General features: G+C 41.7%; 19 protein-coding genes. 17 read left to right on the top strand and 2 right to left on the bottom strand.

The window, feature by feature from the left end; translation table 11 throughout:
• The first annotated feature begins 82 nt into the window (after positions 1 to 82).
• From DYU05_RS15705 to DYU05_RS15695, 3 genes are read left to right on the top strand one after another with little or no spacing between them, the layout of a single operon-like run.
• A complete protein-coding gene (locus tag DYU05_RS15705) occupies positions 83 to 721 on the top strand; it encodes a DUF4397 domain-containing protein (RefSeq protein ID WP_165852093.1) in 639 nt (212 codons plus the stop codon).
• A gap of 9 nt (positions 722 to 730) precedes the next feature.
• Positions 731 to 1,471, top strand: coding sequence for a DUF4397 domain-containing protein (locus DYU05_RS15700; protein WP_117384100.1), 741 nt, complete (start codon positions 731 to 733; stop codon positions 1,469 to 1,471).
• Positions 1,472 to 1,524: 53 nt separating this feature from the next.
• Positions 1,525 to 2,187, top strand: coding sequence for a DedA family protein (locus DYU05_RS15695; protein WP_117384099.1), 663 nt, complete (start codon positions 1,525 to 1,527; stop codon positions 2,185 to 2,187).
• Here the strand turns inward: DYU05_RS15695 and DYU05_RS15690 are convergent, their stop codons facing one another.
• Positions 2,188 to 3,150: a zinc dependent phospholipase C family protein gene (locus DYU05_RS15690; protein WP_117384098.1), complete on the bottom strand. Its 963-nt coding sequence runs from the start codon at positions 3,148 to 3,150 to the stop codon at positions 2,188 to 2,190.
• 199 nt (positions 3,151 to 3,349) lie between these two features.
• Between DYU05_RS15690 and rpsT the strand changes: the two genes are divergently transcribed.
• The 8 genes from rpsT (at position 3,350) to DYU05_RS15650 (ending at position 10,694) form a co-directional block, all read left to right on the top strand.
• The gene (gene rpsT, locus DYU05_RS15685; protein ID WP_117384097.1) at positions 3,350 to 3,604 is read left to right on the top strand and encodes a 30S ribosomal protein S20; all 255 of its coding nucleotides are present in this window, start codon (positions 3,350 to 3,352) and stop codon (positions 3,602 to 3,604) included.
• A 362-nt stretch (positions 3,605 to 3,966) separates the two neighbouring features.
• Positions 3,967 to 4,665: a RadC family protein gene (gene radC, locus DYU05_RS15680; RefSeq protein ID WP_117384096.1), complete on the top strand. Its 699-nt coding sequence runs from the start codon at positions 3,967 to 3,969 to the stop codon at positions 4,663 to 4,665.
• A gap of 72 nt (positions 4,666 to 4,737) precedes the next feature.
• The gene (locus DYU05_RS15675; RefSeq protein ID WP_117384095.1) at positions 4,738 to 4,968 is read left to right on the top strand and encodes a hypothetical protein; all 231 of its coding nucleotides are present in this window, start codon (positions 4,738 to 4,740) and stop codon (positions 4,966 to 4,968) included.
• 227 nt (positions 4,969 to 5,195) lie between these two features.
• Positions 5,196 to 7,592 (top strand): phenylalanine--tRNA ligase subunit beta, encoded by a 2,397-nt coding sequence (gene pheT, locus DYU05_RS15670; RefSeq protein WP_117384094.1) that lies wholly within the window; start codon positions 5,196 to 5,198, stop codon positions 7,590 to 7,592.
• Positions 7,593 to 7,637: 45 nt separating this feature from the next.
• Positions 7,638 to 7,928 (top strand): hypothetical protein, encoded by a 291-nt coding sequence (locus tag DYU05_RS15665; RefSeq protein ID WP_117384093.1) that lies wholly within the window; start codon positions 7,638 to 7,640, stop codon positions 7,926 to 7,928.
• 21 nt (positions 7,929 to 7,949) lie between these two features.
• Complete coding sequence (locus tag DYU05_RS15660; protein WP_117384092.1) at positions 7,950 to 8,243, top strand: cell division protein ZapA; 294 nt, start codon at positions 7,950 to 7,952, stop codon at positions 8,241 to 8,243.
• A gap of 294 nt (positions 8,244 to 8,537) precedes the next feature.
• Positions 8,538 to 10,103: a ribonuclease Y gene (rny, locus tag DYU05_RS15655; protein ID WP_117384091.1), complete on the top strand. Its 1,566-nt coding sequence runs from the start codon at positions 8,538 to 8,540 to the stop codon at positions 10,101 to 10,103.
• Positions 10,104 to 10,157: 54 nt separating this feature from the next.
• Positions 10,158 to 10,694: an Mpo1-like protein gene (locus tag DYU05_RS15650; protein ID WP_117384090.1), complete on the top strand. Its 537-nt coding sequence runs from the start codon at positions 10,158 to 10,160 to the stop codon at positions 10,692 to 10,694.
• 16 nt (positions 10,695 to 10,710) lie between these two features.
• Here the strand turns inward: DYU05_RS15650 and DYU05_RS15645 are convergent, their stop codons facing one another.
• Positions 10,711 to 12,465 (bottom strand): lysophospholipid acyltransferase family protein, encoded by a 1,755-nt coding sequence (locus DYU05_RS15645; protein WP_117384089.1) that lies wholly within the window; start codon positions 12,463 to 12,465, stop codon positions 10,711 to 10,713.
• Positions 12,466 to 12,524: 59 nt separating this feature from the next.
• Here DYU05_RS15645 and DYU05_RS15640 point away from each other — a divergent pair, with 59 nt between their 5' ends.
• The 6 genes from DYU05_RS15640 (at position 12,525) to DYU05_RS15615 (ending at position 23,390) form a co-directional block, all read left to right on the top strand.
• Complete coding sequence (locus DYU05_RS15640) at positions 12,525 to 13,361, top strand: ComEA family DNA-binding protein (RefSeq protein ID WP_117384088.1); 837 nt, start codon at positions 12,525 to 12,527, stop codon at positions 13,359 to 13,361.
• Positions 13,361 to 13,888, top strand: coding sequence for an adenine phosphoribosyltransferase (locus tag DYU05_RS15635; RefSeq protein ID WP_117384087.1), 528 nt, complete (start codon positions 13,361 to 13,363; stop codon positions 13,886 to 13,888). The genes DYU05_RS15640 and DYU05_RS15635 overlap by 1 nt, the downstream gene beginning before the upstream one ends.
• A gap of 215 nt (positions 13,889 to 14,103) precedes the next feature.
• Positions 14,104 to 16,566 carry a glycoside hydrolase family 31 protein gene (locus DYU05_RS15630; protein WP_117384086.1) on the top strand — a complete coding sequence of 821 codons (2,463 nt, stop codon included), beginning with the start codon at positions 14,104 to 14,106 and terminating at the stop codon, positions 16,564 to 16,566.
• A 229-nt stretch (positions 16,567 to 16,795) separates the two neighbouring features.
• On the top strand, positions 16,796 to 18,409 hold the full coding sequence (locus tag DYU05_RS15625) for a DUF6377 domain-containing protein (protein ID WP_117384085.1): 1,614 nt from the start codon (positions 16,796 to 16,798) through the stop codon (positions 18,407 to 18,409).
• Positions 18,410 to 18,814: 405 nt separating this feature from the next.
• Positions 18,815 to 21,838 (top strand): SusC/RagA family TonB-linked outer membrane protein, encoded by a 3,024-nt coding sequence (locus DYU05_RS15620; protein WP_117384084.1) that lies wholly within the window; start codon positions 18,815 to 18,817, stop codon positions 21,836 to 21,838.
• 4 nt (positions 21,839 to 21,842) lie between these two features.
• Positions 21,843 to 23,390: a RagB/SusD family nutrient uptake outer membrane protein gene (locus tag DYU05_RS15615; protein ID WP_117384083.1), complete on the top strand. Its 1,548-nt coding sequence runs from the start codon at positions 21,843 to 21,845 to the stop codon at positions 23,388 to 23,390.
• The last annotated feature ends 133 nt before the right edge of the window (positions 23,391 to 23,523 follow it).

The raw sequence follows: 23,523 nt of genomic DNA, 5'->3' as shown, positions 1-23,523 counted from the left end.
ACAAACGTCGTAAAAAGCAGTTATTATTGCATCTGTTTATTCTATGAATTTTAAAGCGCCTGTTTTTTTAGTGTGGTTTTTGATGGTTTTTGTCATTGCATCCTGCAAGAAGAACGATGACGCGCCATCCCAGGAATCATCACTGACGACCAGTGTAAATGTGATAAATGCCTCGGCTGACACGTTGAACCTGTACTCTAACGGCAGCCGTATAAATACCACATCATCTATTTACCCTTTGGGTTCAGCCGGGTACCTAACGGTGAAGTTTGGCGAGCGGGAGTACCAGTTTAAAAAGTACGGAAAATCTGAAGTGCTATTTACCCAAACCTTAACGCTGGATACCTCAAAGGTTTATTCGTTATTTATTACAAATCAAGTAGATAAGCCAATATTTACTACCTTGGATACCCTGGTGGCAGATACGTCCGGAAGGGCGAAAATCAGGTTTGTTAATGCATCTCCTGACGCTGGAAACCTTGATGTACTTATTGGCGATACGGTAAATTTTAAGGTTAGGGCGTATCAATCAGCATCGGTATTTTTGCCCGTAAGTACAGGTTTAAAGCGCATCAGGGTATTTAAAAGCGGTTCTACAATACCGTTGTCGGATACCACCCGAACACTTGTTGGCAGCAGGTTATATACTTTATTTTCAAAGGGTTTGTTAACAGGCACAGGTGGTAATAGATTTGGAACCGGGCTGATAGTGAACAGATAATAAGCAAACATGGCAAGTAAGAGTAGTAGCATTTTTAAGTATCTGTGTATAGCATTGTGTGCTTTACTGGCAGTGCCGCAATTAATGTCTTGCGGGAAGGATAATACTACGTCTGTCGGTACTGCAAACGCCTATTTGAATATTGTTAACGTAAGCCCTAATATTAATCCTGTGTACTTATATGCAGAATTCATTAGGCAGGGTAACACTACTTACAGGTATCCTTCAGCTTCAAATTACTTTCTGATGAATATTGCAGATACGCCTTTGCAAATCCGCCCTGCTGTAAGTAATAATACCATACAAAGCAATTTGCTAACATTAGCAGAGCGCATGAACCGAAACGTGCGCTATACGTGGTTTTTAACAGGCCTGCGTAACGATAGCTCACTCACTTACATTTTTACGGTAGATTCAGGTGCGATACCTGCGGTTGGTCGCAGTAAAATAAGGTTAGTAAATGCTTCACCAGGCAGTGCCGGGCTAACTTTAACAGCTAACGATACACTCGCTTTTAAAAACATCGCTTATAAGAAGGTGTCGGATTATAAGGAAATTACCGCGGGTTCATACAACTTCAAAATAACCGCTACATCAACACCGGGGACTGTACTTACAACGTTGAGAAACACAACAGTTTTGGATGGCAAGCTTTACACTATTTATGCTTACGGCTTGCCCAACAGAACAGATACTGCAGCCTTTAATGCGGGTATAATCCTGAACACTATCCCCGACAAAAATCAGTAGGCAGCTGTAAATATGCTTTATTTGGCTATTTTTGAGGCAAAAACACACAAGCCTTGGAACTGATACACAGCCTCATCGACTTTATACTGCACATTGATAAGCACCTGGTAGAAATAACCAGCCAATACCAAAGCTGGACTTACCTCATCTTGTTCTTCATCATTTTTGCCGAGACAGGGTTTGTGGTTACACCATTTTTGCCTGGTGATTCGTTGCTTTTTGCAGCAGGTGCGCTTATAGCAGGCGGGCAGTCTGGTTTAGACATCCACCTGCTTGCATTATTGTTAATTGTTGCTGCCGTTGCCGGTAATAGCGTAAATTACGCACTTGGTAATTACCTCGGGCCAAAGGTGTTCAAAGAAGAAAACAAAATACTTAAGCTTAGCTACTATCTGCAAACCAAAGCTTTCTTTGATAAGCATGGGGGTAAGGCGGTAATCTTTAGCCGTTTTATGCCGATTATCCGTACCATAGCACCTTTTGTTGCTGGTATAGGTAAAATGCCGTTTGGCAGGTATACAGTTTACAATGTAATAGGCGGGCTTTCCTGGATAGTACTTTTCCTTTATGGTGGTTACCTTTTCGGCAATGTGCCCTTTTTTAAGAAGAACTTCTCGTTGGTGGCTATCGGCATTGTGGTAGTATCATTATTACCACCGATAGTGGCTTTTATCAAAAGTAAGGTCTCGAAAAAATCAGCAAAGACGCAATTGTAACTATTTGCTTAAGGCAACAACTTTGCCTTTACGGTACAGCGCATCCTCTTCATTCAGCTTTCTCCTTTGTTCTAGCGAAAGAGGCGTTGCTATAAGTTTGTTTAGGTCTGGTTGTCCGGCGTCTACCCAGGCTGAAAACCAGAAGCTGCCTGTGCTGGCTATAGACGCGCGCATCTTGCGTTGCACCATACCCTTTAACAGCTTGTGATAGGCCCTGCTGTAAGCTAACGAGTATACCTTTACCATCCGGGTGCCACGTTGTTCCATTGCGTATTTTGTTGCATCTTTAAACTGCTTGTTTAGCATCCGCTCCATCCTCAATACGGTATCTGCGCTGGCGAATGAGCTCCTGCAAATGCGAAATGCTTCTGAAAGTGGATTGTTGATGTACTTAGCCTTACCCACGTTGTAATTGTAGCCATCACTGAATAGTTCGGGCAAGCGGCTCTCCCATAACCCGTGTACACCGGTTTGACCGGTAAGTTGCCCGTCGTAGTTTTCGGTTAGGTGCAGTGGCGTGTAGGCGTCAGATACATAATGGCCGAGGTTAGCAGATAGCGTGAGTATAGCTGTTGTGTCGTGCCGTTTAAAAGCCTTTACCAGCCAATAGTAGTTAGATGCTATGGCCCACGGTAGTGTACCGTATTTAATTAACGTATCTGTCGAATACTTTGCAGCGGCATCTATCCAATGCTGGGGGACGTAACCAAACGGGCGTTTACCATAATGGTCGGCATCAAAAAAGTGGTGAGGCGCTTCGGTGCTGTCTACATATCGTTTTTTGTCAGCGCTGATGGCATGTTCGGTTATGTAGTTGATGTTGGCCCGGTAAAATGCTGCCATACCCTTAGGAAGCGTGAAAACTGCAGTGCGGTGGATGCGTTTGTGGGCATAGAACCCCCACGAACTGCAAAGTACAATTATACCAATGCCGAAGAAAAAGGACGGAAGAAAGCGGCGCATCGTTCAGGTCAGTGTTAAGGGAGAAAGTTACAGTGCTAAATTAATACAATATTTGCAGCAGGTGCTTGTATCTGGTGTTCAGGGCGTTTTATAATGTTTTAAGTGTTGTTAAAAGTTTCATAAACTATTGCATAATAAAATAAACAACACTATATTTGCAACCTCAAAAATACAAGAAAAAGAATAACAAGCTGTAACGATGGCAAATCATAAATCATCAATTAAAAGGATTAGGGCAAACGCTGCGAAGCGTCTGCGCAACAGGTACCAGGCTAAAACCACCAGGAACGCAATAAAAAAATTAAGAGGCACAACTACTAAGGCTGACGCGACTCCGCTATTGTCTAAGGTGATCTCTATGCTGGATCGTTTAGCTAAAAAGAACGTTATTCACAAAAACAAAGCTTCTAACAACAAGAGCAAGCTTACTAAATTTGTAAACGGCTTAAGCTAATAGCCTACACACGATATTTAAAAGGGATAATGCAGCGCATTATCCCTTTTTTGTTTAACTTTTTAATGGCTACGTTTTCTTAAAAGTGTTTCACCTGTGATAACTTCAGGGTGCTTCAATACAAAATCAACCTGCACTCATTTATCGTAAACGGTTAAATATTAGATAGTTGTATTAAACTAGAGCTGTTTCGGGTTGTTTCGCCTTTAGTAGCTAATTACCTAATTTACAACTACTTAATCATTTTTGCTGTTTCGGAGTGTTTCGCTTTAACCGAAACAGTTTGTTCCTGCCAGATGATCATCAATTTATGTTACTTCTTTATTGATAATTGCTAATTTGGCGAACCAAACGCTTTATCATTGGAAGACTACACTCAAAAAATAAGCATCAAGTCCTGGGCCGAAGAAGACCGCCCCCGCGAGAAGCTAAGCGGGCAAGGACGGCGTGCGCTTACTGATGCAGAACTAATTGCTATACTGATAGGCAGCGGCAGCCGTGATGAAACTGCTGTTGAGCTAAGTAAACGCATACTGCATCATTACGACAACGACCTCAACAAACTTGGTAAGGCATCTATAGCCGAACTCTGCAAGTTTAAAGGAGTGGGGGAGGCAAAAGCTATCTCCATTATTGCAGCCCTCGAAATAGGGCGGCGACGTGGCGAGACGGAAATAAAAGTAACAGACCAGGTTACTTGCAGTCGTGATGGTTACAATATCATGCGTCGCCACTTAATGGACCTCAACCACGAAGAGTTTTGGATAATGCTGCTTAGCCGTTCTGCAAAGGTTATTGCAAAGGAGCTGATTAGTAAAGGCGGATTAAGCGGTACTGTGGCCGATCCGAGGGTGATATACCACATTGCTATTCAACACCAGGCAAGCAGCTTGATACTTATTCATAACCATCCGTCAGGAAATCTTAAGCCAAGCAGGGAAGATATCATCCTGACAAAGAAAATAGCTGATGCCGGTAAGCTGCTGGATATTAACGTGCTTGATCATTTGATCATAAGCGACAACGGGTATTTTAGCTTTGGTGATGAAGGAATGATTTGATTTTAGATACATCAAATCAAACAACCGCTTGTGCACAGCGTTCTATTATCACAAACATAAAACCATATTCCCATGGCAACTCCAGACGAACAAGACGATAACCTGTTACAACAGGACGATCAAATAAGCCAGAATGACGAACAGTCAAGTCAGCAGGACATTCATAGCAATGGCTTCGATGAAACTAACGACGAAATTGGCGAAATAGATGAAACTTCACAGGCCAGTCAGGCTTATGACGCTGCCGAGCCATCTTACACCCTTAATTTGGGCGAAGATGGTAACAATGGCGACGACGAATAATATCGCCAGGATTAGTTAAGCAACGCAGTATTCAGGCCCCAGTAGGGGCCTTTATCATTACATTAAGATTTTAGAGCGGGTATTCTGTCATTCTAAAATCCTGTAAATTCTTTTTCAGGGAAAGTGTTTAAGCTTTCCGCTCTATGCTTTCACCTTTTTGCTTTCCACCCAAACGTAGCCTGTTTGCCCTTTCACCTCTCACTGGCAAATCCTATCTTTGCCGGATAATGAAGATATCATACCACTGGCTAAAAGAATTTATTGATACCGATAAAACGCCTGAAGAAATATCGCAGATACTTACAGGTACCGGTCTTGAGGTAGAAAGCCTGGAGAAAGTTCAGGCTGTACCGGGCGGCTTAGAGGGTCTTGTAATTGGCTATGTGCTGGAGTGTACCGACCATCCTAATAGCGATCACCTGCACCTTACCAAAGTTGATGTAGGGGGAGTAGAACCCCTTAGCATAGTATGCGGTGCCACTAACGTGGCCGCCGGGCAAAAAGTAGTAGTAGCTACCGTGGGTACCACAGTATACCCTACTGTAGGCGAGCCGTTCAAAATAAACAAAAGCAAAATACGCGGTGAAGTATCTGAAGGCATGATATGCGCCGAGGATGAGATAGGCTTAGGTACCGATCATGCTGGCATTATGGTGCTGCATGCTGATGCACCGGTAGGTACTGCTGCCAAAGAATACTTTAAGCTGAATGATGATTACATGTACGAGATAGGTTTGACGCCTAACCGTGCGGATGCTGCATCTCATCTGGGCACCGCCCGTGATATAGCGGCTTTCCTTAGACTGCCCGTGATAAAGCCTGATGTGTCGGCATTTAAGGTAGACAACACCAATAATTCAATTCAGGTGATTGTAGAAAACGAGCAGGCAAGTCCCCGCTATGCCGGCTTGGTGTTAAGTGGTTTGCAGGTAGCAGAATCGCCGCAATGGTTAAAAGAGCGCCTGGCTGTTATTGGTGTGCGCAGCATAAACAACGTGGTGGATGTTACCAACTATGTACTGCACGAACTCGGCCAGCCACTACACGCGTTTGATGCAGCTGCTATAGCCGGTAATAAGGTGGTAGTAAAGAACGTAGCCGAAGGCACAGTATTTAAAACACTGGATGATGTTGACCGTAAACTGAGCGCGGACGACCTGATGATATGCAATACAGAAGAAGCAATGTGTATAGCAGGTGTTTTTGGCGGAGCCAAAAGCGGTGTTACGTCATCAACCACAAGCATTTTTTTAGAAAGCGCGTACTTTAACGCGGTGTCGGTACGTAAAACAGCTAAAAGGCATGGCTTGAAAACTGATGCATCTTTCCGTTTTGAGCGAGGTACCGACCCGGATATGCCTGTGTTTGCACTTAAACGTGCCGCTTTGCTTATACAGCAGGTTGCAGGCGGTGTGGTATCGTCTAACATTTTTGATCATTACCCCAATCCGGTCTTGCCGTTCGATATAGAAGTTAGTTACAAGAACATTGACAGGCTCATTGGTAAAGCTATCGGGAATGATACCATCAAAAGTATCCTTACCGGTCTGGATATTAAAATATTGAGCGAAACCGAAGAAGGTTTGTCGTTGCAGGTACCGCCATACCGTGTAGATGTTACCCGTGAGGTTGATATTGTAGAAGAAGTTCTGCGCCTATACGGTTATAACAACATCGAGATACCTACGCAAATCCGCGCGTCCCTAAACAATTCGATAAGACCTGAAAAGGACACTGTTCAAAACCACATATCTGATATTTTAAGTGCCAATGGCTTTAACGAGATACTAAATAACTCGCTTACGAAACTAAGCTATTCCGATGATCCTGACAATGCAGTAAAGATTGTTAACCCGCTAAGCAGTGACCTGGACGCGATGCGACAAACCATGCTATTCTCTGGACTGGAAGCTATAGCTTATAATCAGAACCGACGCAACGCGGATCTAAAACTTTACGAATTCGGTAAAATTTACAGCTACGCTGAAGAGAAGTATACGGAGGCGCAACGCTTTTCGGTTTTCTTAACCGGGGCGTCTAAGCCCGAGCAGTGGAACCAGAAAACAACAGCTGCAACATTTTATAATCTTAAGGCGATTGTTGATGGTTTGCTGAAGAAGTTAAAAATTACAGACTACACTGTAGAAGATACAAGCGGTAATTTTGCTTATGGCCTGCAGTACAGCAAAGGTAACAAAGTACTGGTAAGTTTTGGTTCGGTAGCACAACCGGCCCTTAAAAAGGCAGATGTAAATAACGATGTTTTTTATGCTGAGTTCAATTTTGATCTGGTACTTAACCTCGTTCGGAAGAACAACATAGTGTACCAGGAAGTTTCAAAGTTCCCGGCCGTACGCCGTGACTTAAGCATGCTGGTGGATACTGCTGTGACCTTCGGCCAGTTGAAACAGATTGCCGGGCGGACAGACAAAAAGCTGATAAAAGAAGTAAATGTGTTTGACGTGTACCAGGGTGACAAACTACCTGCTGGTAAGAAGTCGTACGCACTTAGCTTTATATTACAGGATACCGAAAAAACGTTAACCGATAAAGCTATAGACTCAACAATGCAAAAATTAATATTTAATTTAGGCAAAGAAGCAGGAGCGGAGATAAGAAAGTAGTTGGTTTAGATACACTAACTTACTAATTCATAAATTAAATAAAACATGCCTTCAACAGCAGAACAATTAAGTAAAGTTGTATATAAAACCGAGAGGTTAATTGAGCTTTGTGCTGCGCTGCAGGAGGAAAATGACCTGCTTAAGCTTGAGAGTGAGGCTCTTACTACAGCGCTTAACGTAAGTACAAACAAAACAAAAGAACTGGAAGAGAAGCTTCGTGTATTGAAGCTGGCAAAGTCGTTTTCAGAAACAAATGAAAAAAGTGTTGACATTAAGCAAAAAATTAACGACTTTGTGCAGGAAATAGATAAGTGTATTGTATTGCTGAAGAAGTAATACAAAAAGTGAAAAGCTCAAATGGGAGAAATCTCAATAAAAATAAATATTGCTGACAGAGTTTACCCCTTAAAGGTAAACATGGAAGAGGAAGAGATTATAAGACGGGCAGCAAAGCTGATTAACGACCGCATAAAGGAGTATCAGGAGAACTATGCGGTTCGTGATAAACAAGATCTGCTATCGATGTGTGTGTTGCATTATGCAACATCATCGTTAAAGGCAGATCGCAAAGTCACTACAGAAGATACTGAAGTGGCAGAGAAGGTTTATCAGTTAGATCATATGCTGGACGATTTTTTTTCTAAACAATAACGTTCTTTAAAACAAAGCTTAAAGCAGAAAGCTTAAAGCAAAAGCTCTTAAATAAGCTTTTCGCTTTGATCTGTCGCTATAAGCTCATAACAGAGCCATTAAGATTTAACCGCAGTTAAATTTTAAGTTTTCACTATTAAAAACTTAACGCTTCAATATCTTAGGATCAAAGAGGCATGCGTTGATCGTGTATTTACGGTAACCTGTGATCCCGACAATCCTACCAGAAGTTTTAACAATACATGAACACTTAGAAGTTTAGTTGCGGTTTTTTTTATTATATAACCTAAAGGAATGAATAACATATTGTACATTATTATTGGGCTGCTGGTCGGTGTCCCTACCGGGATAGTCATTGGGCGGTTCCTGCTACGGAAGCTTTTTAAAGACCAGGAGATAAACGCTCAGAACAAGGTAAAAAAGATACTAAAGGACGCTGAAAATAACGCCGAAATACTAAAAAAGAATCGTTTACTGGAGGCTAAAGAAAAGTTTCTGCAGTTGAAAGCAGAGCATGAGCAGGAAGTTAATTCAAAAAACAATACCCTTAACCAACGCGAGAACGGTATTAAACAAAAAGAGCAGTCTTATAACCAGAAGCTCGAGAACATGAACCGCAAGGAAAATGAGCTGGAGAATGCGCGTAAGAAACTGGAGGCACAAACAGATATACTGATTAAAAAGCAGGAAGAAGTTGAGCACCTGAAAAACCAGCACGTGCACGAGCTGGAAACTATTGCAGGTTTATCTGCTGAGGAGGCAAAAAATCAGCTTATTGATAATTTGCGCGAAGAGGCACGAAGCAAAGCCATGGCGCAGATAAAAGATATTGTAGATGAGGCCAAGCTTACTGCTACTAAAGAAGCTAAGAAGATAGTAATTCAAACTATTCAGCGCACCGCTACTGAGGCGGCTATAGAGAACACGGTATCTATCTTTAACATCGAGAATGACGAGATTAAAGGGCGTATTATAGGTCGTGAAGGCCGTAACATCCGTGCGCTGGAAGCAGCCACAGGTATTGAAATCATTGTGGATGATACCCCGGAGGCTATTATCCTTTCCGGATTCGATCCGGTTCGGCGTGAGATTGCCCGTTTAGCTATGCACCGTTTGGTAACCGACGGCCGTATTCACCCGGCGCGTATTGAAGAGGTAGTTGCCAAAACTAAAAAGCAGATAGAAGAAGAGATTGTTGAGATAGGTGAGCGTACGGTTATTGATCTTGGTATCAATGGCCTTCACCCGGAACTAATCCGTATGGTGGGCCGTATGCGTTACCGGTCATCTTACGGACAAAACCTGCTGCAGCACTCTCGCGAGGTTGCAAACTTTTGCGCTACTATGGCTGCAGAACTTGGCCTTAACGTAAAACTGGCTAAACGCGCAGGCTTACTGCATGATATTGGTAAAGTACCTGATGATAATCCGGAACTTCCACACGCTATATTGGGAATGCAACTTGCAGAAAAATATAAAGAACACCCTGAGGTTTGCAACGCCATAGGTGCTCACCACGACGAGGTGGAGATGACCTCTATGCTGTCGCCAATTATACAGGTTTGTGACGCTATATCAGGCGCAAGGCCGGGTGCACGCCGCGAAGTGGTAGAAAGTTACATCAAGCGCTTAAAAGAGCTTGAGGAGCTTGCATTATCGTACCCAGGCGTTGAGAAAACCTTTGCTATCCAGGCCGGTCGTGAACTGCGCGTGGTAGTAGAAAGCGAAAAGATAAGCGATGCACAAAGCGAAGTGCTTGCTGCAGACATATCTAATCGTATACAAACAGAAATGACCTACCCGGGTCAGATAAAGGTTACCGTTATAAGGGAAACTCGCTCTGTTGCATTTGCTAAATAACTAAACTAACTATACAGGCCCTCTTCTTAATCAGGAGGGGGCTTTTTTGTTTCTATGGGAAAACAACACGATAAGCAACAAGCGTTTATTAACAAAAATGCTGATGAACGCTCATTAACAACATACTTTGGCCAGTTTGATGTTACACACAAGCAGAGAACCAACCGCTTACTTCATTTTATTTGCGTGCCGTTAATGGTGTTTGGCATACTAACGCTTACCTGGGCGTTCCCCTTCCCGCAGATTGGTTTCCTAAAGGCTTACAACGGTTATTTCAACTGGGCATCTTTTGTTATCGCCTTTTGGGTTTACTATGTGCTAAAGCAATCTCCGCTGCTGTCGTATATCATGCTGTTTATTATGTTCGCATTTAGCTACCTTGTTATGCAGCTGCAAAACTGGGATAAAAGTGGGGGCTTACCGCTAATTTGGACAGGAACAATAATAATAGCCCTAGCAGCGCTCGGCCAATATCTGGGGAGTATAAAAGAGGGTCGGGCTTCATGGCAAGTAGACAAAAAGCTATTCCTTATAGCGCCGCTCTGGGTACTACACCAGTTATTGTCACGCTTGGGGGTAAACAAGTACTAACAGTTATCCCAAAAGCTTAAAGGTTTTTACCTAGCTTTTCTAACATATCCTGCGGAACCTTTTCAAGATCCAGTACAAGAAAGCCATCTAAGCAATCGGCAAACTTCGGGTCGATATTAAAGCTGATGATCTTAGCGTTGAGTTGCATATACTGACGCAGCAATACAGGAACTTTCATATTTCGCGTCTCTACCTCTGATATCAGGTTGTCCAGCCCTTTAAAGCTATCGCCGCCTGCAAGTAGCACATCGGTATCAATATTCTCAAAATTGACCTTAAACTTTTTTCTTGGCTTTACATATTGAGCCATTTCATGATCAAAGTGGTTACGGTTGATGTAATCTACTATCAGCGACTTAGAGAAATTAGAGAAGGTGTTGCTGATACTAACCGGACCTATTAAATAACGGTATCTCGGGTTATCAATAACGTACTTCAGGATGGCCTTCCACAATAGAAACAATGGCAGTGGCTTAAGCTGATACTCCTTGCGTATCCACGAACGGCCAAGCTCCAGGCTTTTTTTCAGCACAGGCGTAAACTGTTCTTTTAACTTGAACAACTCATTTACATAGAACCCTTTTTTGCCAACGCTATAGAAGATCTCATCTCCCAGGCCAATTCTATAAGCCCCCACTATCATCTTTGCTTCGGTATCCCAAATAAAGAGGTGGTGATAGTAGATATCGTATTCGTCCAGGTCCGTTTCTTTGTTAGTCCCTTCACCTACTTCACGGAAGGTGATCTCTCTTAGCCGTCCAATTTCGCGAATAATGCAAGGGATTTGGGAAGTCGGTGTAATAAAAACTTCATAGTTTTTTTCTACCCAAACACGGTAGTTTTCCCGTAACGGCTCTACTTCTTTTTCCAGTTTCTCAGCTGCCGTTTCGGGTACTATCTCTTGCGGCTGCTTTTTAATCTTAAAAATATTGCGCGGGTTAAATAGCCGTTTTTCTTCATCAAGGCCGGCGCCTAATGCGTAAGTTTTTGCACGCAGGTAATTGAGCACCTTAGCGCTGTTGTTATTGTCAGGGATATCCTCAACCTTAATTGGCTTACCTATGCGCAGCTTAATGGTGTGCCCTTGCTTATTAAATAACTCCGACGGTAATTTTGCAGTACGTAACGCCGGATGTATTAGGCTAAGTAAATTGAACAACAACCCATTATTGCCGTGAAAGTAAATAGGAACTACCGGTACTTTAGATTTGGTGATGATCTTGCCCACGACAGGATGCCAAAGGCGATCTGTAACCTCCTTTTTCTCTAACTTAAATGTAGAAACTTCGCCGGCCGGGAAAATGCCTATAGGTGTTCCGTTTGCAAGCAACTCTAAAGTGTTTTTTAGGCCACTAATGCTTGATGAATGTTCAACGTTTTCAAATGGATTTACAGCAATAAAGTAGTCGGCCAGATTGGGAATCTTTTTTAGAAGAAAATTGGCCATCAGCTTGGCATCTGGTCGGGCCATAGTAAGAATCTTTAGGAGTACCATTCCTTCTATTCCGCCGTAAGGGTGGTTAGCTATTGCAATAAAGCTCCCTTCTTTGGGTATATGTTTCAATTCACTTTGGTCAAAGTCAATTTCAATACCGCAGCCTTCTAAAATTGCATCTACAAATTCGGGACCTTGTTTAGGCTGAGCTTGAGCAAAAAGATCATTAACCTGGTTAATTTTCATCAACTCCATCAGCAGTGCTGCTAAACCAGGCATCTTCAGCTTATCTAGCTTAGTTGCTTTTGCAAATTCTTCGGTAGTTATTATTTTCATCCTGTTTTTAACGGATTAAATGTTATCAAAATTATTACCTTAACGGTGATTAACCAAAGATGAAAGCCCAGGTAAAAGATCAGTTGTCACTTACCAAAAAAGAATGGAACGGAATGATAGTACTAATTGTACTAATCATACTGGTGTTAGCCGCTCCGTACGCTTATCAGTGGTTTCACAAAGATAGCACAATAAACCCTAATGAATTTAAAGCAGCACTTGCGGCATTAGAGAATAGCAATGCAAACAATTTTGATGCAACCAAAACCACGTATAGTGCCGGTACACTTTTTAAGTTTAACCCAAATCACCTTTCTGCGGAAAAATGGCGGGCGTTGGGGTTGAGCGAAAAGCAGGTAAATACCATAACTAACTATGAAGCAAAGGGTGGCAGGTTTTACAAGACCGAAGACTTCAAGACGATCTACGGTTTGAGCGACTCAGACTTTAAACGTTTATCCCCTTACATAGATCTTCCTTCCTATAAATCTGCCAGAGTGAAAGTTCTTGAACTGAATTCAGCAGATTCCGCACATCTTACATCCGTAAGTGGCATTGGGCCTGCATTTGCAAGGAGGATCGTTTATTATCGTGAGCGTTTAGGTGGATTCGTTGATAAGGATCAGCTAAAGGAAGTGACAGGCATAGACGATTTAAAGTACATGGAGATTAAAGATCAACTTACTGTGAACGCTGCGCGGATTCGTAAAATAAACATCAACACAATAGCTTTTGATAAGCTTAGGCTGATGCCATATCTGAATTACAAGCAAGTAAATGCGATAATAGAGTACCGCAATCAGCATGGAGCTTATGCATCTATTAACGACCTCAAAGACATACCTATCCTCACTGAAGAAATTTTGCGTAAAATTGAGCCTTATTTAAGTTATTGATGATAGAGCAGCAAATTAAATCCGCAATTCGCGATATACCAGATTTCCCCAAGCCGGGCATTATCTTCAAAGATATTACCCCAATTTTAAAGGATCCCGGCTTGTGCGGTGATATAGTTGACGCATTTGTTAGGGAAGTTAAAGGCATTCGCATTGATGCTGTAGCTGGTGTTGAAAGCCGTGGATTTTTGTTCGGCCTTAACCTGGCTCAAAAATTAGGTGTGCCCTTTGTGCCGGTACGTAAGGCTGGTAAACTACCTCATACAGTTAAGCAAAAGGTGTATGAGTTGGAATATGGCACTGCCACTATCGAATTGCATACGGATGCTTTTAAAGCCGGCGATCATATATTAATACACGATGATTTGCTTGCTACCGGTGGTACTGTTGCTGCCACAAGCGAGTTGATTCAAGAAATGGGCGGAAAGGTTGCAGGTTTTACGTTTGTAGTAGGGCTTGGTTTTTTAAACGGGCACGAAAGAATAGAGCCAATAAACAACAAGGTTATTGTGCTCGCCAAATATTAGCTCTTTTCTCAGTTGTATAAATAAATGAGCAAGCTATATTTTTCATTAGAATAGGATAGAAAAAACGCCCAAAACAGCTTGTTTTGTGCGTTTTTAGTTTATAAAAAATATTCATAATCTTAGATTTCTTTCAGGAGCAAAGTATGTGTTATACTTTCATTGCTTTAATGTGTCTCATCTAATCAACTGCTTTTATAAACAATTATTTACCATAAATGAAGATATCTCTACGTTGCCTTTACCTGGTGTTATGCTTTTCTATATCAACGCAACTTACCTTTTCTCAAAATCCGGTAAAGAAAATTGGAAAAATTACAGGCGTTACCATAAACAATCAGGAGCTTGACATAAGAACAGAGAATGCTTCTGTTAAAGTTACAGCTTACAGTCCCGGTATCATTAGAGTACGTGTAGACAAACAGCAACTTGCAGAGGATTTCTCCTACGCTGTGATCAGCAAGCCGCAGGTTACTAAAGTATCAATAACACAAAATGATGCGGAAATAAACATGATAACCGATTCTCTTAAGGTGAACATCAGGAAGAACCCTTGGCAAATAACTTTTTTGACTCCAGCCGGCGAAGTCATCAACCAGGACGAGCCTGGTTTAACAACGTCATGGGTGAGTGAAAGTGTTACCACTTACAAGAAAATGCAGGATGGAGAGCACTTTATAGGCTTGGGTGAAAAAACCGGGGGCTTGGATCGAAAAGGTAATGCCTATACCAATTGGAACAGCGATGTATTTGGTTATTCAGCTGGACAAGACCCGTTGTACTCCACCATTCCGTTTTATATAGGCGTTCACCACAATGTACAGTATGGGTTGTTTTTTGATAACACTTATCAAAGCGACTTTAACTTCGGTGCCAGCAATAATCGTTTTTCATCTTTTGGCGCCAAAGGTGGTGAGATGAACTACTATTTCATCTATAACTCCCATTTACGTGACATTATAACTTCATACACGTGGCTTACAGGCCGTATTAAAATGCCGCCACTTTGGAGCTTGGGTTATCAGCAAAACCGTTATAGCTACTATCCTGATACAGAGGTTTACAGAATTGCCAATACCTTACGCGAAAAAAAGATACCAGCCGATGGCATAACACTCGACATCCATTATATGGATAAATATAAGGTATTTACATGGGATAAAAGCCGCTTTCCTGATCCTCCCGCCATGACCAAAAAGTTAAAGGACATGGGCTTTAAAGTGACGCTAATTGTTGATCCTGGTGTTAAAGAGGAAAAGGGTTATGGTGTTTACGACCGCGGGGTTAAGGAAGATATTTTTGCCAAATATCCTGATAGTACTTACTACACAGGTCAGGTTTGGCCGGGATGGTGCCACTTTCCCGACTTTACCAGTGCAAAGGGGCGCAATTGGTGGGCCAATGAGATGAAGGTTTATGCCGGAGATGGCGTTAGCGGGATTTGGAACGATATGAATGAGTTCTCTACCTGGGGACAAAAAGCTCCGGATAACATCTTGTTTAATTATGAAGGTAAAGGTGCATCGCACATGCAAATACATAATGTTTACGGCCTGGAGATGATTCGTAGCAGTTACGAAGGTTATCGCGCCGCTCTGGGCGGCAACAAACGGCCATTTGTGCTTACACGGTCTGGTTATGCTGGTCTACAACGTTATGCTGCATTATGGACGGGTGACAATCGCGCGGAAGACAGCCATATGTTGGCAGGTATAAGGCTGATGAATAGCCTGGGTTTAAGCGGAGTGCCCTATACAGGAATGGATGTAGGTGGTTTCACGGGAGGTGCCTCACCTTATCTTTATGCCCGCTGGATGCAAATAGGAGCATTTAATCCATATATGCGCAACCATACTCAAATTAACACTAAGTCATCCGAGCCCTGGGCTTACGGCGAGGAGGTACTGGAGATAACCCGCAACTACATTAACTTGCGTTATAAGTTGCTTCCATACCTGTATTCTACTTTTTATGAAGCAAAGGAGAGTGGACAGCCCGTTATGCGTTCCTTAGCTATAGATTACACGCATGATGAAAATGTATACAATGGCACTTACGAGAACGAGTACATGTTTGGGCATGCTTTTCTGGTGTTTCCATTTGATAGCCAAACGCAGATAGAACGCATGTACTTTCCGGCAGGTAAGTGGTATGATTTGTACAATGGCACCATTCAGCAAGGCAACGCTCACGTAAAAACGGAGCTGGGCATGAGCAAATTACCTGTATTTGTAAGGGAGAGCAGTATAATACCTATGCAGTCGCTGGTACAAACTACTGCGGAGCGCCCGACTGATACCTTGACAATTCATGTTTATCAAGGTGCTGTAAACAATAAGTTTGTTTACTACGAAGATGATGGTGAGAGTTACAATTATGAAAAGGGCGATTTTTATAAACGCAACATCACCTACAACGCCGCAAAAAAAGAAATTGCTTTCGGTAAAGTTGAGGGTACTGCTAACTCTAAGTTTAGCAATATCAAGCTGGTACTGCATGGCTTTAGCGGTTCTACCTTCAAGTTTAATGGTAAGAATAGCAAGGTTAGAGATGATCTTTCGGCACTTATGGTTCCGATATCACGCTTCGATCCAACAGGTTTATCCAATCCGGTAGAAGGCGAGAAGGTTAAGATTATGTCAATTAAAAACTCAACTGAACTTTTTACAGTCGCCTATTAAACATTAAATTATGAACACAAAAAGGCCTGCAAGTTACTGCAGGCCTTTTTGTGCTTGCATACAAATGAACTTTTAATTATCAATTTTGAATTAATGGTTAATGCCATTTTACTACTCTTTGAATAAAAAGTGCTTGGTAGCATCACTTTGATAAAAACGATCAAACACCGTTTACTCTATTTATTCATCAGGATTTACTTCTTAACTTTAATCGCCGTCATAGCCATTTATGAAGTTACTTTTACTATCAATCTTTTTAGTATGCTTTACCCTGCCTGTATTCTCGGCAGACAATGCAAGCTTGCTTGAGGAGCTCAAATCAGAAATAAGCAAAAAAGATGTTTATGATGGTGCAAAACGCCAGCGTATACAGCAGCTAAAGCAATTACGTGTTGCCACTGCCTCTACTAATTACACCCGTCAGTACGATCTTTGCCTTAAGCTTTATGATGAGTACAAGTCTTACCAGTACGACTCTGCTTACGTGTATGTAAACAAGCTGAAGAACTTGAGCGTGCAAATGAATGACATGGCCCGCGCTTATTACAGCGAGATTAAACTTGGATTTATTTTGCTTTCGTCCGGAATGTTCAAGGAAACTTTCGACTGCATGAGTAAAGTAAATCCAAAACTGTTAAGTGATAGCGCCAAAATGGAGTACTATTTTATTATGTATCGGTGTAATAGTGATCTGGCTAAGTATAACAACGATAAATATTTTATGCAAGGGTATATGAAGGCCAGTAACGCCTTTATCGACTCAGCTATAATGCTCACTAAAAAAGGCAGTGTAGATTGGTACCACTTTTCGGGGCTTAAAAGTGCGCAATCCGGCGCACCGCTAACGCACGACAACGAATTGAAACTTTTGCTGAGTTCCGGTAAACCTATATCAATGCACTTGAGGGCAATGGTAAATTGCTCGTTAGCGATATCTTACCTAAATATCAACCGGCGAGATGAAGCAATTAGTTTGCTGATACGCTCTGCTATTGCTGATATAAAGTCGTCTACTAAAGAGACAGTAGCCTTGTTTACGCTTGCCGAACAACTTTACAAAGTAGGTAATACCAAAGACGCGTATGCTTTTGTAAAACTTGCTAAAGCAGATGCAGACTTCTATGGTGCCCGGCAACGAAAGATACAGATAGGTGCAATTTTGCCGCTGGTAGCTGCTGAAGAGTTGGATCATTCGGAACATGAAAAGCAGAGAATATTAATGTTGTTATTGGCTATAACCGCATTAGCATCGTTGGTTATACTTTTCCTGATAATGATTTACAAGCAACTAGCCAAGCTTAAACATAAAGAAAAAATAATCGAAGATAAGAATGTGCAGTTGAAGCAGGTAAATTACCAGCTAACAGAAGATGCACACATCAAAGAAGAATATATAGGACAGTTCTTCAAAATTATTTCAGGGTATATTTTGAAGTTAGAAAAGCTAAAAATGTCGGTAGATACTAAGTTATCTATAAAAAAGTACGAAGATATCAGAACCATAATCAACAATATTAACATCAAGAATGAACGTCAGGTGTTATATCATAGCTTTGACCATATCTTCCTAAAAATATTCCCGAATTTTGTGTCGGTGTTTAATTCTCAATTTGCTGAAAAAGATCAGATTTGGCCGCAGGAAAATGAAGTGCTTAATACTGATCTTAGAATTTTTGCACTTATCCGCATGGGGATTAACGATAACGAAACCATAGCCAAAATACTTGAGTACTCTGTAAATACTATATACGTGTACAAAATGCGTATTAAAGCAAAGTCTAAAAATCCTGAGCAATTTGAACAACACATAATGGATATCAAGGCTGTGGATATGGTTGAGTAATTAACAGGTTGAAATTTAAGTGATCTATTTAAGTTATTAGAGGTTTGGTAGCCTAATTGAAGTCTAAAAACGATTATATTTTTTACATGTATTTAATAATTAAGCTTCTGATTTAAAGTAATTTAAACTTTATATACTCTATATTTTTTTTAAAATGATGTAATTGAGTAGGGATTAACAATTAGTACACACATATTTGTATAGGTGTAAAGGTAGTTCAGCAAATGAGAGGTGTTGATGTACATTACACAAATGGCATTTTAGCCGTATAAACCAATTTTTAAACAACGTTCAGGATTTGTTTTATTGTACATTTAGTAGTGCACTATATGATATGCATTGCATTTGACAGTAAAAAGATTCTGCATAAAAGCTTATATAACCAATCTAATTAAACCACACAGTATGCAATTTAAACACTTACTCACACTATGTTTTTTTGCTTTCACCTGCCTCTTTTTTGAGCCTGCGTTTGCTCAAAATAAGGTGGTAACAGGTAAAGTAACCGACAAAAAGGACGGGTCGCCTTTGATAGGGGTATCTGTAGGCGCTGCCGGCGGCAGCGGCACCTTAACCAGTGTAGATGGTACTTTCCGATTATCAGTACCGGCAAGCACTACATCATTAACTTTTTCTTACATCGGCTACAAGCAAGCAACCGTTAGTATTGATGGTCAAACATCAATAGCTGTAAGCCTTGAATCTACAAGTACTTCCCTTAATGAGGTTGTAGTAATAGGTTACGGTACACAGCGCGTTAAGGATGCAACCGGATCTGTTGCAACATTAAGTCCTAAGGATTTTAACAAGGGCGTTATCGCTACTCCAGACCAATTATTACAGGGCCGTATAGCAGGTGTACAAGTAACTCCATCAAGCGGTGAGCCAGGTGCAGGTGCTACAATCAACATAAGGGGTGCGGGTTCTATTCGTGCTAACGATAACCCATTGTACGTAGTTGATGGAATTCCGTTGGATAACGGCGGTACAAGCGGCGGTTATGGCGTTGGTGCTGGTAACTCATCTGCACGTAACCCACTTGCATTCATCAATCCTTCGGATATTGAGAACATTTCGGTATTGAAAGATGCGTCTTCAGCAGCTATTTACGGTGCTCGTGGTGCAAATGGTGTAATTTTAATTACAACTCGTAAAGGTCGTAAAGGTCAGGGCATTCAATTTTCAGCCACTACAAGCGTTGCTTCAACAGCTAAGCGTTATGATGTGCTAAACCGCGATGAGTTTCTTGCAGCAGTTGCTAGTGTAGGTGCTAACGCAGGTACAGTTGCCGCTGGTGGTGTAGATTACGGCGGTAACACTGATTGGCAAGATCAAATATTCCGTAGCGCGGTATCACAGAACTATAACCTTGGCTTTGGTGGTGCAAGCAATACAGGCAACTATCGTGCGTCGTTAGGTTATGATAACCAACAAGGAACTGTTAAGAATTCTGCTTTAAAGCGTTTAAATGCTCGTATTAACGCTTCACAGTCTTTCTTTCATGAGCGTTTAAAATTCGATCTGCAATCAACTTACTCTAATGTGAAAGACCAGTTTGCGCCTATCACAAACAACGCAGGCTTTAACGGTAGCTTGATTGGTGCAGCTATCCAACTTAACCCAACTGCGCCTGTATTTGATGATCAGGGCCGTTATTTTAACCTTAATGGTTACAATGCTGATGGTTATCCAAATGGCAACAGCTTCCGTAACCCGGTATCGTTATTAGACCAAATTGATGACAGAGACAATATCAACAGGTACTTAAATAACCTTACACTTACATTAAGATTATTTGAAGGCCTATCTTACAAAGGCAACTTTGGAGCTGATATATCAAGGGGTTTACGTAAAACTTTCTATGATCCAAAAGTGGTAGGCTATACTGATGCAATAGGTATCAGGGAACAAAACTTCCCATCTCCAACAGGCAATGGTACAGCTATCTATCAGTACAATGAGTTAACTAACTATACAACAGAGCATACCCTTAACTATGATAAAAAATGGAAAGACAACAGCTCGTTAACTGCGTTGGTAGGTTACTCTTACCAAACATTCAAAAACTTTAACCGCAACGAATTTGGTTTTGGTACATCTCAACCAGGTGTATTAGTTAAAGATTATGATGATTTTAAAACTCACCTGGCTTACCCGGTAGGTGATAGCTCAAGCTACAGGCTGCAATCATACTTTGCACGTGTTAACTACTCTTATAAAGATCGTTACATCTTGACAGGTACTATCCGTCGTGACGGTTCAACCCGCTTTGGTCCTAACCACAAGTATGGTAACTTCCCGGCCTTAGCTGCTAAATGGCGCATCAGTAACGAGTCATTCATGCCTAAAGGTGGTTTCTTTGATGACCTGAGCCTTAGGTTAAACTATGGTAAAACTGGTAACCAGGAGATTCCATCTTATGCATCACTTGCAATCAGGCAGATTAATTACAACGGTAACTCTAATCCGCAACAATATTTGCCAAACCCTGACTTGAAATGGCAGGCAAATACAAGCTACGGCGCCGGTATTGATTTTGCTATCCTTAAAGGTCGCTTAAACGGATCTGTTGATTATTTCCACAAATCTGTATCTGATTTGTTGTTCTTCCAGGATATTGCACAACCTGCTCTTTCTTCAAGAATTTACAGAAACCTTGATGGTAACGTAATCAACGAAGGTGTCGAAGTTGGCTTGAACTATTCTGCTATCCAGGGTAAAGACTTTACCTGGGATATATCTTACAACATGACCTTCATTAAAAACACGCTTGAAAATTTCAAGAACTATATCGTAACAGGTAATATTGATGGTCAGGGTCTTTCAGGTGCTTATGCACAGCTAATCACCAATGGTGTTCCACTTTACACCTTTAACGTTCCTAATTACGCTGGACTTGATGCAAACGGCTTCGGTATATACCCGCAGGGATTAGACGTTTCTTCATTACAGGGAAGCCCTAACCCTAAATTCACCGCAGGTTTAACAAACAACTTTGCTTACAAGAACTGGACACTGAGCTTCTTCCTGAATGCTGCAACCGGTTTCTATGTATACAACAACACAGCAAATGCATTCTTCTACAAAGGCAACCTTGTTAGCGGTCGTAACGTAACCAGAGATGTAGCTGCAACTAACGAGAATCCGTTAAACTCAGGTGAGGTTTCAACTCGCTTCCTGGAAAAAGGTGATTTCTTGAGGTTAAGCAACGCAAGTGTTGGTTATACTTTCCCGCTGAAAGAAAGCAAGATCAAAACCCTTCGTGTATCAGTAACTGGCCAAAACCTATTCCTGATTACCAACTACAGCGGTTTGGATCCTGAAATTAACACAGATAAACAAAGGAACGACGTAGCATCAAGAGGAATTGATTATACATCATACCCTAAAGCGCGCATATTCACATTAGGCTTAAACGCAAGTTTCTAACATTATGAAAACTAAAAATATTATCTCAAAGGCAGCTATTTGCGGTTTGGTTTGTTTAGCCGCCGCGGGTTGCGCAAAACTGGACGAGAAGCTATATGGCTCGAAGTCTTTAGTACCAGATGGTGCTGCCGGATCAACAGATCTGGGTGGTGTTTATTCACAATTATACGGACAGACTGACCAGGCAAATACTTACGCACTGCAAGAGCATCCAACAGACGAAATGATGGGACCAACCCGCGGTACGGACTGGGGTGACTTTGGTACCTGGCGTAAACTGCACACCCATACATGGACACCTACACACAACCAGGTGAACGATACGTGGGATCAGTTAAATATTGGTGTATTTCGTGCAACACAGGTTGTAGACAAAGCTACAGATCCGAACATAAAAGGTCAGGCAAGTTTTCTTCGCGCTTACTTTATGTTCCAGGTAGTAGACTTGTATGGCCAACAGCCATTCCGCGACCCTAATGCGCCAACATCAGATATCCCTAAAGTAATGAACCGTGCAGAAGCAACCGCGTTCATTATTAAGGATCTGGAGTTTGCTGAAGCTAATTTACCTGCTACATCTGCCAATATTGGCGTTGCTAACAAGGCGGCAGCTCAGGCATTACTCGCCAAAGTTTATCTAAACAAGGCTGTGTATACTTCATCTACAGTAGGTGGGCCGTTCACATTTGCTAAGGCAGATATGGATAAGGTTATTGAGTATGCTAATAAAGTTACAGCAGCGGGTTATACGCTTGAGCCTGCCGGTAAGTATTTTCAGGATTTTGCCTGGGATAACACTGAGCAATCTCACGGCAACATCTTTGGGTTTAACAACACCACAACATCAGCACCTGCTTCAGCAAAGAACCGTTGGAGAATGGGCTTGCATTACAACCAAACACCAGATGGCTGGAATGGGTTTACAACGCTTGCTGATTTCTACAATTCGTTTGAAGCAACTGACGAGCGCCGTGGTGTTGCATATCCGGGCTTAACAGACAAAATTGGTTTGCGTGCAGGTTTTGCCGTAGGTCAGCAATTTGGCCCAGGTGGAAAGGCGTTGACACAACGCAGCGGTAAACCACTTGTTTTTACACCGGAGGTTAATCTTAACTTCTCTACAGAAGCACAGGGTATCCGTGTATTTAAATACTTCCCGCAGCCATCTGCAAACAACACAGTTAACGATGATAACTCAGCAAATGACTATGTGATTTTACGTTATGCTGATGTATTACTTGAGAAAGCAGAAGCGATCCTGCGCGGCGGAACTGATCCAAATGGTCAAACTGCTTTAACTATTGTAAATGCTATACGTACTCCTCGTGGTGCTACACCTTTGGCAAATGTAGATCTTACTGCAATGCTAGCAGAACGCGGCCGTGAGTTGTACTGGGAAGGTTGGAGAAGGAACGACCTTATCCGTTTCGAGAAATTTAACGATCCGGTAGATCAGCGCCCTAACGCAACCGATAAGACACGTACTTTGTACCCAATACCACAGCGTGCTGTTGATACTAACCCTAACCTGAAACAAAACCCAGGTTACTAATAACTAAAACAGTTTCCAATTAGTTATATTTGATTTTGAACGTAGCGAAGTAAAATTCGCTACGTTTGTTTTTTCTGAACGTGTGATGTTTAAGAGAATACCCCTGATTGTAGCTTTTTTTTGCACCTTTGTT

Source organism: Mucilaginibacter terrenus, assembly GCF_003432065.1.
In the GTDB taxonomy this organism is placed as follows: domain Bacteria; phylum Bacteroidota; class Bacteroidia; order Sphingobacteriales; family Sphingobacteriaceae; genus Mucilaginibacter; species Mucilaginibacter terrenus.
The sequence above is the reverse complement of the archived record's forward strand: the minus strand, read 5'-3'. Positions and strand labels throughout refer to the sequence as shown.